Source organism: Granulicatella sp. (genome assembly GCF_057274575.1).
Genome location: NZ_DBHISP010000001.1, coordinates 216,462 through 230,137, shown reverse-complemented (window position 1 = coordinate 230,137; position 13,676 = coordinate 216,462). Strand labels below are relative to the sequence as shown.

Below are 13,676 nucleotides of genomic sequence, written 5' to 3'. Positions count from 1 at the left end.
GAGGAGGAATGAATTTGTTAGTACCTTATTCAGCAACGAACAAAAAAATTGTGATGGGATTACTTTCTTATATGCCAGAATTCAAGGACTTTAAACGATTGCAAGAGGAAATTGAAGAAATCTCGACAAATCCATCGATTAAATGCTGGCTCTGGAAAGAGTCCGAAAGTGATAATTTTATTGGATTGATTGGTGGAGAAAGCACAACAGACACGATTATCATTAAATACTTATCAGTGTCTCCTTCGTTTCGTGGGGAAAATATTACATTCCAAATGTTAGAAGATTTAGCAAAGATGGAAGATAAGGTATTGAGTGGAACAATTGAAACGAGTGTGATTCTCGCAAAATGGAATAAATATCGTGTAAGTGAGGAACCATGGAAGATTTAACAATTAAAGTAGCTGAATACGAAGGACCGATGGATGTCCTCTTGCATCTTATTCGTGAGATGAAAATTGATATTTATGATATTCCGATGAATGAATTAACCAAGCAGTATTTGAACTTCATTCATTCCATGAAAACATTGGAGTTGGAAGTGGCAGCTGAATATTTAGTAATGGCATCAACATTATTAGAAATTAAAGCAAGAATGCTTCTTCCAAAACCAAAGTTAGAAGAATTGGATGAAGACGGAGAGCCAATCGTGGAGGATCCTCGTGATCAGCTGGTACAACAACTATTGGAATATCAACAAATTAAAGAAAATGCCAAAAAACTTGAGGAACTCTCTTTCCAACGAGGATTACACTTCGGGAAAGAGGCGAGTGACTTATCTTCAATGCAGGAGATTATTCCTCTGAAAGAAGGAGAAGTGACGACTCAAGATTTATGGAATGCGTTAAAGAAATTAGCGCGTAAAAATATTGCAAAGATGCCACTGAAGGCCAATATTCAACATGAAACGCATACGGTTGAAGAATTGATGGATTCGATTATTTCAAAGATTGAGCATACAGATAAGAAACAAGTTCCGTTCGAGGAATGTTTCCCAGCATTTAATCGACATGCGATTACAACAACGTTTTTAGCGATGTTACAGCTCGTTCGTGAACATCGTGTACGTTTTATTCAAAGTTCTCCATATGAGGATATATTGATTGAGAAAAGACAAGAAAAGGAGAAAGAGAGTGACTAATTACATTTCAGTATTAGAAGGCTTACTATTTGTGGCTGGAGATGATGGGATTACATTAGAAGAAGCAAGCTATATTTTGGAACTTGAAAGAAGTGCAGTTCGTCAGTTACTAGATGAACTTCAGAAACGTTTAGAGGACGAAAATAGTGGATTAGAGCTACTTCTCACAGCTTCGCATTATAAACTCGTGACAAAAGCAAGTTTAAAATCATATATCGAAAAATATGCAGTTTCTCCATATTCTTCTCAGTTGTCTCAAGCGTCCCTAGAAACGTTAGCGATTATCGCGTACAAGCAACCTGTCACACGTGTGGATATTGAATCGATTCGTGGGGTACAAAGTAGTGGTTCGATTCAAAAACTATTACTAAGAGATTTAATCGAAGAGGCTGGAAGATTAGAGACGCCTGGCCGTCCAAAATTGTATAAAACAACTGCCTACTTCATGGATTACTTTGGATTAGAATCTCTTGATGCATTGCCAGATGCTTCAGATTTATTCGATTTAAACTCTGAAGAAGCAAACCAATTATTTAGAGATAATCATGATTTATTTGAAGAACTGGAAATGCGCTCTAAAGAACATCATGAAGTAGAAGAAGAGAAAGAGTAGGTTTTTTTGTGGAAAGATTACAAAAAGTAATGGCACATGCTGGTGTGGCATCCCGCAGAAAATGTGAGGTATTTATTCAAGAAGGCCGTGTTAAAGTCAACGGTGAAGTAGTTAGAGAACTTGGATATAAAGTAGGTGCCAATGATAAAATTGAGGTAGACGGTATTCCAATTTATAAAGAAGAACCTGTGTACTTCATGTTTTATAAACCAAAAGGCGTGCTTTCAAGTGCCAGTGATGATAAAGGAAGAACCGTTGTAACGGATTATTTTAAAGAGGTAGAGCAACGCGTCTATCCAGTAGGTCGTTTGGACTACGATACAACAGGGCTTCTTTTATTAACGAATGACGGAGAGTTTTCAAACTTAATGACGCATCCAAAGCATCACATAGAGAAGAAATACATTGCAAAAGTGAAAGGAATTCCAACTCCTCGGCAAATGCGTCAATTGGAACGTGGAATCGTCTTAGATGGGAAGAAAACTTCAAACGCAATAGCTCAAATTTTATCAGTTGATACAGATAAAGGAACAGGGATTGTCGCTTTAACGATTCACGAAGGATGGAACCATCAAGTAAAGCGTATGTTTGAGGCTGTAGAGTTACCTGTTATGAAATTAAAACGGGAAGAGTTTGGATTTTTAACATTAGAAAACTTACGCCCTGGAGACTACCGTGAATTACGCTCATTTGAAGTACAAAAATTGAGAAAACTTGCTTTAGACGAAAAATAGATTTCTATTAGGGAGTCATACAAAGAAAGAAACGGACTCACAGGTTGAGTCCGTTTTGTTTATTTCTCAGTAAATGGAGTATTTTTCCTTTTTATAGCACCAGTTGGGCAGGCTGTGTAAGCATCTTTGAACTTTTCCAGCGTATCTTCTTGTAGTGGAACTGTACCAGTATTATTGTCTTGTTTTACATATGCTATGCCTTCTGCATCGTACTCGAAAATTTCAGGAGCACGCAGTTGACAAATACCACAGGCGATACAAGACTCGCAATCAACTTTTGTATAAATTTTTGAAAGAGAGGATTTTTTATCCATGAGGCAGTACTCCTTTTATCAATTTTGGATATTACATGCAATTAAGTCATATGGTGTAGTTCCGATAAATCGATTATATCGTATTTTAACTGGAAATCGTACCATGTCGACTTTGATTGGCGTAACAGAAGATAAAGCCGAAGTATTTTTTGCTAGCTTACCTCATTTAAAAGAAGAGTACTTTCATCAATTAGTAGATGGATTCTTCCGTGAAGGAATTGTGGAGGAAAATGAATCAGGATTAGTGTTACTGAAAGAGATTCCTGATTTTTCTCTTGTGACAAACGGAAGCCATCCTGTCAATTACTTGATGCACCCATACTCATTTGTGCAATTACGGGATGTGACAAGACTTTGGGTCGAATGGATTAGTTATCATTGCTATGAAGAAAAAAGCTATCGTCCTCTTGTTCAAAATGTATGGTTACAGCAATTATTCAAACGATGGTATAACGAAGAAAAAGCGACGATTACACCCGAATGGGTTAGTAGCGTTGTGGATGAATTCAAGACTTGGGCGGATAAGCAAGAAGCACCTGTGAAAGAGCAATGGGTTGGGCTTTTTAATGGAGCAAAGTCGACAGCGGCTCTAGAAGACGAGCTCGTGTCATTGTGGGAATTTACCAGTGTTGAAGACTGTAATCCACTCTCAAGATTAGTCTTGATGAAATGGGTGAGCGATGTCTTTGAGGATTCTGAAAAATTTCCAATCACTTATAGATGGTTTTCTAAAATGTTTGAATGGATTTCTCATGAAACGAGTTCTGTTCAAGAAACAGTTCGTCTGTTTGAAAAAGGAATGAAACGCATAGAAATTGCTCACTATCGTAAGCTTAAAGAAAGCACGATTAACGACCATCTCTTAAAGTATGTGTTACTTACTAAAGAGGCGTTGTATAAACGTGTAGAAGAAACGAAGGCTGCCATGGCTTATAAATCCCTCTTTGAAAATGGACAATATCCTAGGTATAAAGAGGCTAAAGACCAATTTGAAGCAGAAGGGAAGAAAATGGATTTCTTCTTATTCAAATACTATCAAATTAAAGCCTTAAAGGAGCGTGAATGACATGGATCCAATATTGAAGCGATTTGGATATGACGAGTTTAGAGAAGGACAGAGAGAAGTCATTACGGCTCTTGAAGAAGGTCATGATGCGATTGCTATTTTACCAACAGGGAATGGGAAATCATTCATCTATCAATATATTGGAATAAAGGATAAATGCAGAGTGGTCATTGTTTCGCCACTGATTGCCTTAATGGTTGATCAAGTAGCTAGTTTAAAACAGATGGGGATCTATAAAGCTGTGGCCATTACTTCCCTTATGACAGAAGCTGAAAAAAATTATATTTTAAGTACTTTAAATGAGTATCAATTTATTTTTGTTTCTCCAGAGATGTTACAAGCACCGATGTTCTTTAAGAGAATATCAAAAATAGAAATAGGATTACTTGTTGTCGATGAGGCGCATTGTATATCGCAGTGGGGGTATGACTTTAGAAGTGATTATTTATTTATCGGAAAAATGAGAAAAAGCTTAGGAAATCCAAGAACATTGGCATTAACAGCAACTGCGACCTCTCAAGTCATTCATGATATTTATGCATTTTTAGGATTAAATAAGGAAGGAACGACTTATTTTCAAGGACATACGTTTTTAAAGAATCGTGAAATTGATGTGATACCAGTTGAAGGTCTGCGCAGTAAGATGCTAAATGAATTGCTTAAGAGAGTCGATTTTCCTTGTATTGTGTATGCATCAACAATCAAAGAAATTGAAGGGTTAAAGGAATCACTTTTGGAGGAAGGATTCACAAAAATCGATACTTTCCACTCCAAGAGACATAGTGGAGATCGCCAAACGATTCAGCAGAAGTTTTTTAGAGGAGAACTCCATATTCTATTAGCAACGAGTGCATTTGGTATGGGAATTAATCAGTCAAATATTCGTACGATTATTCACTACTATCTTCCTCAAACACTCGAAGATTATGTGCAACAGATTGGTCGAGCGGGTAGAGACCTGCAATTTAGTCGTTGTATCGCCTTTGTGCATCCAGACGATTTTTCCCAAATGAGGCGTAAAATTGAACGCTCCTATGAAGTAGATGATGAGGAAGAGACGGAACTTCATCAAAATATCAAAGAGATTGCGAACGCGTTTCGTTGGAATAATGATCAAACGAGTGCATTTATAAAGAAACAGCGAACGCGTAAATTAAAGCAAGCAGAGCGGATTGAAGAATTTGCGACAACGAGCTTGTGTAAAGAAGATTATCTAGCTCAGTTTTTCGGAGAAAAACGGAAAGATTCGTGTGGAAAGTGTAGTAGTTGTAGACATCTTGATTTGTTTTTAATGGATATTACTTCTAAATGGAATGAAGTAGAAAATTCAAAAAAATCCTTTGAAAAAAGCTTTAAGAAATTATTTAATCTCTGAATAAATAGAGTGATTTTTAATTATTTTATGCTACAATAGAGCTAAGGTAAAAGTTTGCACCTAAGCACATAAATATGCTATATTGTTTAGTGAATTGACTGAGGATTGTATTGGTCAAATTAGGAGGATTTTTGATGAGTGATAACTTTAATAATGATGACTTAAATAAAACTGAAGAACAACCATGGGAAAGAAAATTTGGTGAGGATGAGAATTTAAAAAATCGTCAATTTTCTCGTAGTGCAAGAAATTCTAGTGGAAAAGCAGTAGCACCTTTATCAAATGTACTATTATTTGTATTCCTAATTGTTCTTGTTGCGCCGCTATTATTCATGATGTGGTTCTCGATTAGCAATAACAGTAATCAAGTAAAACCTAGAACTGCTGATGATGTAATGCTTACTAAAACGGTCGAAACAACAACAGTAGCAGCAGAAACTACGGTTACTCAGACTACAAAACAAGAAGCTACCACAACGGCTCCTAGACAGGCAGAAACAACACAACAAACACCTACAACAACAGCTCAACAAAACGGGAATTACGGAACCTATGTAGTTAAACAAGGAGATACTTTATATCGTATTGCCGTAAATCATGGAATGGATGTTGCTACATTAAAACAAATTAATGGATTAACAGGAGATAATATTGCTCCTGGAACTACTTTAAAAGTTAAACAATAATGACTAGTGAATTTTCAGAAGTCTGAGACGCAAGACGTTTCAGACTTTCTTTTTGAGAGGAAGAATAGAATGCAAGTTGCAATTGATGGACCAGCTTCGTCTGGGAAAAGTACAATTTCAAAATTGATTGCTCAAGAAACGAATTTTCTATATTTAGATACGGGTGCGATGTATCGTGCAACAACATTGGCTTTTTTAAGAAATAATATTGCAGTTGTTGATAATGAAGCAATCAAAGATTTATTAGAGAATTTAGTGATTAGTTTTAAAAATTCGGATGATGGACAACTCGTTTTCTTAAACGGCGATGATGTCACACGTGAGATTCGTAATCTTGAAGTTACAAGAAATGTTTCTGCAGTGTCAGCTATTAAAGCAGTTCGGAAAAAACTAGTGGAAATGCAAAGAAAAATCGCCAATAATCATTCTATTATTATGGATGGAAGAGATATAGGAACAGTTGTACTTCCAAATGCCGAGTTAAAAATTTATTTAGTTGCTTCTGTTCAAGCGAGAGCACTTCGTCGATTTAAAGAAAATCAAGAAAAGGGCATTGATCTTTCACTTGAAAAATTAGAAGAAGAAATTGCGCATCGTGATTTTTTAGATAGCACCAGAAAAGAGTCTCCACTTAAAAAAGCGGATGATGCAATTGAAATCGACACAACAAGCCTATCAATTCAAGAAGTTGTTTCTGAAATTACGAATCTTATCCAAGAAAAGATGCTGAATTAACCAGATTTTACAAATAAAGACTAGTAATCACTTTTAGTTAGTGGTATTATGTAAGAGGATGAAAGGTTTTTTGTAAAACAATGAACTTTCCGTTCGCATGAATTGTCGCGCTAGGAGGAAGTCACATGTCAGAATTACAAACAATGCAAGATGCGCTAGATATCGTTAAAGATATTCAAATCGGAGACTTAGTACAAGGTGAAGTATTAACTCTACAAGATAAACAAGCCATCGTAGGAATTATCGGTGGAGGAGTTGAAGGGGTTATTCCTTTCAATGAATTATCAACATCGCCCGTAGAACGTGTAGAAGACGTTTTATCTGTAGGGGATGTCGTTGATTTAGTAGTCATCAAACAAATCAAAGATAAAGAAAATGGAAGTTTCTTACTTTCTAAAAAACGTGTAGATGCACGTAAAGTTTGGGAAGAAATTCAAGCTAAATTTGATAACAAAGAAATCATCGAAGCTCCAGTTGTGGATGCTGTGAAGGGTGGTTTAGTGGTGGATGCAGGAGTTCGTGCTTTCGTACCAGCTTCTATGGTATCAGACCATTATGTTGATAACTTAACTCAATTCAAAGGTCAAACATTAGCTTTTGAAATCGTTGAAATCGAACCAAGCGAAAATCGTTTAATCTTATCACGTAAAAACTTAGTTGCGGCTGAAAAAGCAGCTAAGCGTGCAGCTGTATTTGAATCCATTCAAGAAGGTTCTGTAGTGACTGGTAAAGTTGCTCGATTAACAAACTTCGGTGCGTTTATCGACTTAGGTGGTGTGGATGGGCTAGTTCACATCTCACAAATCTCTCATGAGCATGTTGCAAAAGCAAGCGATAAATTAAAAGTTGGCGAAGAAGTTCATGCTAAAGTCATCTCTGTAGATTCAGAAAGTGGACGTGTATCATTATCGATCAAAGATACATTAGCAGGACCATGGGATAACATTGAAGAACGCGCAGCAGTTGGTTCTGTATTAGATGGTTTAGTAAAACGTCTAACTACTTTCGGAGCATTTGTTGAATTATTCCCTGGTGTAGAAGGATTAGTTCATATCTCACAAATTGCTCACCAACATATTGCAACTCCACACGAAGTTCTTAAAGAAGGTCAAGAAGTTCAAGTGAAAGTTCTTGAAGTTCATCCAGAACAACAACGTATTTCTTTAAGTATTAAAGCTTTACAAGAAGCTCCAAAACCTGAAAAAGAAGAAGTTGTGGAAGTAGTTGAAGAAACATACGAATTACCTGAAGAAGATGTTTCATTCTCTTTAGCTGATCGTTTAGGAGATCAACTTTCAGAACTTAAAGTTGAAGAATAACATTACTATTAAAAGTTAAGTGGAAATAGTCTGGACTGGTTCCAGACTATTTTTATGACGCAATAAGAGATAAAGGAGGAATAGTATGTCAACACCAGTTATTGCCGTTGTAGGAAGACCAAATGTCGGAAAGTCTACAATTTTTAACCGAATTGTCGGAGAGCGTATCTCAATCGTAGAAGATATCGCTGGAGTTACTCGTGACCGTATCTATTCTGAAGGTGAGTGGCTAGGGCACTCATTTAATATTATTGATACAGGTGGAATTGATATTACGGATGAGCCGTTTATGTCAAACATCCGTATGCAAGCAGAAATCGCGATGGAAGAAGCGGATGTCATTATCTTTTTAACAAGTGTGAAAGAGGGCGTGACAACGACTGACGAACACATTGCAAAATTACTCTACCGCACAAACAAACCAGTTTTACTTGCTGTTAATAAAGTCGATAATCCTGAATTACGTTCAGAAATTTTTGATTTCTATTCATTAGGATTCGGTGAACCATTCCCAATTTCAGGAAGCCATGGCTTAGGTTTAGGGGACTTACTAGATGCAGCAGTCAAAGCATTCCCTAAAGATAAAGAAGACGAAGATGAAAAAGATGTCATTAAGTTCAGCTTTATTGGCCGTCCAAATGTGGGAAAATCAAGTTTAGTGAATGCGATGCTTGGCGAAGAACGTGTGATTGTCTCTAATGTTGCAGGTACTACCCGTGATGCGATTGATACAACATTTGAAGATGAGAATGGAACTGTTTTTAAAATGATTGACACTGCTGGTATTCGAAAAAAAGGACGTGTCTTTGAATCGACCGAAAAGTACAGTGTACTTCGTGCGCTTAGAGCGATTGAACGAAGCGATATTGTTTGTGTGGTCTTGAATGCCGAAGAAGGAATTCAAGAACAAGATAAGAAGATTGCTGGATACGCTCATGAAGCCGGTAAAGGTGTCGTTATTTTAGTGAATAAATGGGATACTCTTGAAAAAGATAATTCAACGTATAAAGAGTTTGAGGACAAGATTCGTCAAGAATTCCTATATTTATCATACGCTCCGATTATCTTTGTATCTGCAAAAACGAAACAACGTCTCTCAAAAATCCCACCAATTCTAAAAGAGATTCATGAAGTTCGTTCACGTCGAATTTCATCTTCAGTGCTGAACGATGTATTGATGGATGCTATTGCCATGAACCCAACTCCAACGGATAAAGGAAACAGATTGAAAATTTACTATATGACACAAGTAGCGATTCAACCACCTACGTTTGTTACTTTTGTTAACGATGTAGAATTGATGCATTTTTCATACGAGCGGTTCTTAGAAAATAGAATTCGTTCTGCTTTCGGTTTTGAAGGGACTCCAATACATATGATTACCCGTCAAAGAAAGTAAAAAAAATCATATCTATCTTATAAAAGACGATATAAACCATTGAAACTATTCTCTTAGAATGTTATACTTTAGAAGAAATCAAAACTATTTAGATTTCCAGATTAGTTGGACCACTCAACAAAATCTGATAGAAATTCTTATTTGATGGAGGTGAAACTAAAATGGCTAACAAAGCAGAATTAGTAGATCGCGTTGCTAAAAAAACGCAATTAACAAAGAAAGATGTTTCAGCAACAGTTGAAGCTTTATTCGAAACAATTCAAGAGGCTTTAAAAGCAGGTGAAAAAGTTCAAGTTATCGGATTTGGTAACTTTGAAGTTCGCGAACGCGCTGCTCGTAAAGGACGTAACCCTCAAACAGGTAAAGAAATTAAAATCAAAGCTTCTAAAGTTCCAGCATTCAAAGCTGGTAAAGCTCTTAAAGATGCAGTTAAAAAATAATTCAATTGAACTATTTTCTTAGCAAGAAGTTTTAAATGGTGTTATATTAGAGATATCTCTATATAATGCCATTTTTTATTATATACATATTTATTAATAGTTTTTATTATATCAAGGAGAATTTATGACTACAGTAATTAAAGACATACAACAAGCTTTAGAAGAACAAGATATTGAAAAAGTATATGAATCTTATCATCGATTTTTTGATCATTTTGACCCAGAAAATGACCTTCAAGAGATGGCGGACTTGGCAACATATTCTGTATCCATCGGGTTCTATGAAGAAGCAAAAAGGGCTTTGTTACGACTTACAGAAGTTGAACCAGATGAAGCGATTTGGACGATTTTACTAGCTGAAATTTTAGTTGCTGAAGGTGAAACAGACCAAGCGTTATCGATTCTGTATGATATTCCAGAAACAGATCCAGACTATCCAAGTGTATTGGTGGTACAATCAGAAGCATATCGTGAAGAAGGGGACTTTGATTTAGCAGAGAAAAAACTCTTAAAAGCAAAAGATTTGGAACCGGATGAAGCTATCATTGATTTCTACTTAGGAACATTATTATTTGAAGCGGGTAGTTTCGAACGTAGCGCCTTTTTCTTAGAGCGTTTCTTAAAGCAAAATCCAGAGGAAACTGGGGAAGAGGAACGTGCACAAGAATTGTACGTTGAAGCAACTTTGAGAATGGGAAATAAAGAGCCCTTAGAGCAATTTATTGGGGAAGAGAGTATTGACGGGCTATCAAGTGATTTACTCACTCAAATGGCTTCGTATGAGTCTATTGAGGGCAACTACGAAAAATCTCTCGAGTACTATATGGAACTTCTAGAACGTGAACCTGAAAATAGTGAAGTGACACTAAACGTAATTCAATGTCTCTTAATCTTAAAACGTGATGAGGAAGCAAAATCCTATGCTAAGAAATGGATTGCTTTTGATGAATTGAACGATGAAGCACATCGTATTCTTGGACAAATTGAAATTGCAACAGGAAATCAACAGGAAGGATTACTTGAATTAAAAGAAGCCGTAAACTTAAATAATGATTCAATTCTCAATGTGACAAGCTATGTTGAAGCTTTGAATGAGGAAGAAGAATATGAGGAAAGTATTGCATTTCTAGAGAGCCTAGAAACAAAAGAAGATGCTGTTATTCTTTACTTGTTTGCGAAAACTTATGAAGCAATGGAAGAGTACAGTGAAGCATTTACGAACTATCAAAAAGCTTATGAAGCAGGTGAAAGTTCCTTAGAATTCTATGAAGATTACATTCGATTTATGATTGAAGAAGGAAGAAAGGAACAAGCAAAAGTAGCTTTACAAGAAGCTTTGAAATTAGATCCGTTTAATCCAGAGTTTATTCGTTATTCATTTATTTTTGAAGAATAGGAGTAGTATAATGTTTAACCCAAGTTTAGAAACCAAGAAAAAGTTTATTTCGTGGTTTATTTCGAACCATTCTTTAAAAAGAAGAGAATCCCTTTGGATTTTGAATTATCTTTTAAACCATGAATTATTATTGAAACAAATTCATTTTGTTGAACATGTAGAATCAACTCCAAAAGGAATGTTGTTTTCAACGATTAAACCTGCTCAAGAATCCTTCTTATTTTTTAAAGAAGGGACCTCTTTTGATAATCCAGAAGTTGCTTTTCATGATATGCGTCTTCATTGGAAAGAAGATTGTTTCGTTGAACTTGATTTTCCAAATGCATACAAAAGTATGGTAAGTTTTGGTGTGTTAGAAAAGAATCCGTATTTCATTTCAGAACTTGATGAAATAGATTCTGTAACAGAAGAACTACAAACCATTCAAAAGGAAGTTCAAATCTCGCAGTTAAAACTAGAAATCAATGAAGCACTTGAAAAAATGGACTCAGAACTCTTTATGCAATTAACAAATCGATTAAAGGAGTTAGAAAATGAATAAATTTAATCGAAAAATTGACATTCTATCGGTTCCACTTTTTGTTGCAGCTTTACCTGTTTTACAAACCTTAAAGAAGGCTGGACATGAAGCAGTATTTGTTGGAGGGTCCGTTCGAGATTTAGTATTGGGTAAAGAGATTTCTGATGTAGATATAGCAACAAGTGCCACACCTGAAGAAGTGAAATCTTTATTTTCCCATACGGTAGATGTAGGTATTGAACATGGTACAGTACTAGTCATTTATCATCAAGATAGTTATGAGGTTACCACCTTTAGAACGGAAGGGACTTATCAAGATTTTAGACATCCGGATTCTGTTACCTTTGTTAGAAGTCTTGAAGAAGATTTAATGAGACGGGACTTTACCATTAATGCATTAGCTATTAATGATCAAGAAGAAATTGTCGATTACTTTGATGGGCTTAAAGACTTGGAAAACTCTATCATTCGATGTGTTGGAAATCCTATGGAGCGTTTTAATGAGGATGCGCTTCGAATGATGAGAGCTATACGATTTGCAGGTCAATTAGGTTTTACAATAGAATCGAAGACGTTTAATGCCATTCGTGTTCTGAAAAGTAATTTAGAACGTGTTGCGGTGGAGCGAATGAAGGTAGAATTTGAGAAAATGATTGTTAGTTTGCATCGTAACAATGCGTTTCTTGCATTTATCGAATCAGATTTGTATCAATCATGTCCGGATTTTGCAAATTCTAGAGAAACATTGAAAAAAATTGGAGAGTTTCCAGTGAATTCTATGTCGATTCTTCAAGCGTGGGTTTTATTTGCGTATTATAATCAATTAAGTGCTTCCGAGCTAAAAAAAGTATTAAAAAATTGGAAATCTTCAAATGAGCAAATTTCTGAGACGTTGATAGGATATCAAACGTTTCTTAAGCGTTTAGATAAAGAGTGGGATTCATTCATGGCATACGAATGTTCAGAAAGGATTGCTATTGAAATTGAAGGATTACTCCCTGGACTTGGTAGAACTGAAAATCATAATATCTTAACTCAAGTGTATATAACTTTACCTATTCATTCTATGCAAGATATTCAGATAGATGGATTTGGTGTAAAAGAAGCATTAAAGCTTGAAAAAATGGGGCCAAAGATAGGGAAAGTTCTTCAAGCAGTTGAGAAGGCCATATTATCTGATGAATTAAAAAATGAAAACCATGAAATTGTTGATTGGATAAGGAACCATTTTCTCGAAAATTAATGCTATGAAATCAATTTCATTTTTTCATTTATTAGTATTAAGTCTTGAATGAAAGGCGTTTCAATGGTAAAATTAATCTTGTAAGCAATAATATTTTAAGGAGTGACCCTATATGAAAAAGGTTATGTCAGGTTTACGATTTGTATTTAGAAATGGAGAAACATGGACGATTAATCGCCGTTTGATTGGTGACTTATGGATTAAAAAAGTTACAACTTCATTTGGACGTATTAACGGTGGAGAATTCCAAGAAATTCACCCATGTGAATCATTACGTATTGAAATCTTACCAGAAGCTGACCACGTAATGTCTGAAGACATTAACTTAGGTGGATTAGAATTAGGTATGTTCGAACGTGTTAAAAAATATAGCGATATTGAATTAATGGATATTTTATATTTAGATGGAAATCATCCAAAATCAGACGTAGTTGTTGAAACTGACCGCGTTTATTTCCCATACAGCCCTGTAGATGAAGATGGAAATGACAACAAATTCCAAAGTTCAGCTATTGGATCTCACGGAAACTTATTTATTGTAATTGATCCTGAAAAATCTGTAGAAGATATCTATCCTGAAATTTAATGAATTTAGAAAGTCTAAGACTATTTTGTCTTAGACTTTTTTATATTAAAATTTTTATATAAGAGGCTAGTTCTTTTCAGATTTTAAAGGTATAATGAAGCCAGAATAA

The 13,676-nt window shown here is 35.5% G+C and carries 16 protein-coding genes; 15 read left to right on the top strand and 1 reads right to left on the bottom strand.

From position 1 onward, the window contains the following. Window positions 1–14 precede the first annotated feature (14 nt). From ACO5V7_RS01050 to ACO5V7_RS01035, 4 genes are read left to right on the top strand one after another with little or no spacing between them, the layout of a single operon-like run. Complete coding sequence (locus tag ACO5V7_RS01050; protein WP_485484710.1) at window positions 15–392, top strand: GNAT family N-acetyltransferase; 378 nt, start codon at window positions 15–17, stop codon at window positions 390–392. Further along, entirely contained in the window at window positions 380–1,141 is a 762-nt protein-coding gene (locus ACO5V7_RS01045) for a segregation and condensation protein A (protein ID WP_048710096.1), read from the top strand. Before ACO5V7_RS01050 ends, ACO5V7_RS01045 begins: the two co-directional genes overlap by 13 nt. Further along, complete coding sequence (gene scpB / locus ACO5V7_RS01040; protein ID WP_298646289.1) at window positions 1,134–1,754, top strand: SMC-Scp complex subunit ScpB; 621 nt, start codon at window positions 1,134–1,136, stop codon at window positions 1,752–1,754. The genes ACO5V7_RS01045 and scpB overlap by 8 nt, the downstream gene beginning before the upstream one ends. An 8-nt stretch (window positions 1,755–1,762) precedes the next feature. Next, a complete protein-coding gene (locus ACO5V7_RS01035) occupies window positions 1,763–2,488 on the top strand; it encodes a pseudouridine synthase (RefSeq protein ID WP_485484709.1) in 726 nt (241 codons plus the stop codon). A 59-nt stretch (window positions 2,489–2,547) separates the two neighbouring features. Here ACO5V7_RS01035 and ACO5V7_RS01030 read toward each other — a convergent pair whose 3' ends face one another. Next, complete coding sequence (locus ACO5V7_RS01030; protein ID WP_298647059.1) at window positions 2,548–2,802, bottom strand: ferredoxin; 255 nt, start codon at window positions 2,800–2,802, stop codon at window positions 2,548–2,550. A 103-nt stretch (window positions 2,803–2,905) separates the two neighbouring features. On the opposite strand from ACO5V7_RS01030, the gene ACO5V7_RS01025 reads away from it, so the two are divergent. The 11 genes from ACO5V7_RS01025 (at window position 2,906) to ACO5V7_RS00975 (ending at window position 13,567) form a co-directional block, all read left to right on the top strand. Next, a complete protein-coding gene (locus tag ACO5V7_RS01025; protein WP_485484708.1) occupies window positions 2,906–3,868 on the top strand; it encodes a helix-turn-helix domain-containing protein in 963 nt (320 codons plus the stop codon). A 1-nt stretch (window position 3,869) separates the two neighbouring features. Further along, a complete protein-coding gene (locus ACO5V7_RS01020) occupies window positions 3,870–5,243 on the top strand; it encodes a RecQ family ATP-dependent DNA helicase (RefSeq protein WP_485484707.1) in 1,374 nt (457 codons plus the stop codon). A 134-nt stretch (window positions 5,244–5,377) separates the two neighbouring features. Then, window positions 5,378–5,929, top strand: coding sequence for an SAG1386/EF1546 family surface-associated protein (locus tag ACO5V7_RS01015; protein WP_298647067.1), 552 nt, complete (start codon window positions 5,378–5,380; stop codon window positions 5,927–5,929). Between the two features lie 69 nt (window positions 5,930–5,998). Next, window positions 5,999–6,664 carry a (d)CMP kinase gene (gene cmk, locus ACO5V7_RS01010; RefSeq protein WP_298647070.1) on the top strand — a complete coding sequence of 222 codons (666 nt, stop codon included), beginning with the start codon at window positions 5,999–6,001 and terminating at the stop codon, window positions 6,662–6,664. 125 nt (window positions 6,665–6,789) lie between these two features. Then, complete coding sequence (rpsA, locus tag ACO5V7_RS01005; protein ID WP_485484706.1) at window positions 6,790–7,983, top strand: 30S ribosomal protein S1; 1,194 nt, start codon at window positions 6,790–6,792, stop codon at window positions 7,981–7,983. Between the two features lie 85 nt (window positions 7,984–8,068). Continuing rightward, window positions 8,069–9,382 carry a ribosome biogenesis GTPase Der gene (gene der / locus ACO5V7_RS01000; RefSeq protein ID WP_485484705.1) on the top strand — a complete coding sequence of 438 codons (1,314 nt, stop codon included), beginning with the start codon at window positions 8,069–8,071 and terminating at the stop codon, window positions 9,380–9,382. Between the two features lie 161 nt (window positions 9,383–9,543). After that, window positions 9,544–9,822, top strand: coding sequence for an HU family DNA-binding protein (locus ACO5V7_RS00995; protein ID WP_005605703.1), 279 nt, complete (start codon window positions 9,544–9,546; stop codon window positions 9,820–9,822). A gap of 124 nt (window positions 9,823–9,946) precedes the next feature. Next, a complete protein-coding gene (locus ACO5V7_RS00990) occupies window positions 9,947–11,218 on the top strand; it encodes a tetratricopeptide repeat protein (protein ID WP_070444960.1) in 1,272 nt (423 codons plus the stop codon). A 10-nt stretch (window positions 11,219–11,228) separates the two neighbouring features. Beyond that, window positions 11,229–11,759 (top strand): YpiB family protein, encoded by a 531-nt coding sequence (locus ACO5V7_RS00985; RefSeq protein ID WP_070437086.1) that lies wholly within the window; start codon window positions 11,229–11,231, stop codon window positions 11,757–11,759. Then, on the top strand, window positions 11,752–12,981 hold the full coding sequence (locus ACO5V7_RS00980; protein ID WP_083278702.1) for a CCA tRNA nucleotidyltransferase: 1,230 nt from the start codon (window positions 11,752–11,754) through the stop codon (window positions 12,979–12,981). Before ACO5V7_RS00985 ends, ACO5V7_RS00980 begins: the two co-directional genes overlap by 8 nt. Before the next feature lie 112 nt (window positions 12,982–13,093). Next, window positions 13,094–13,567: a hypothetical protein gene (locus ACO5V7_RS00975; protein ID WP_005605696.1), complete on the top strand. Its 474-nt coding sequence runs from the start codon at window positions 13,094–13,096 to the stop codon at window positions 13,565–13,567. The last annotated feature ends 109 nt before the right edge of the window (window positions 13,568–13,676 follow it).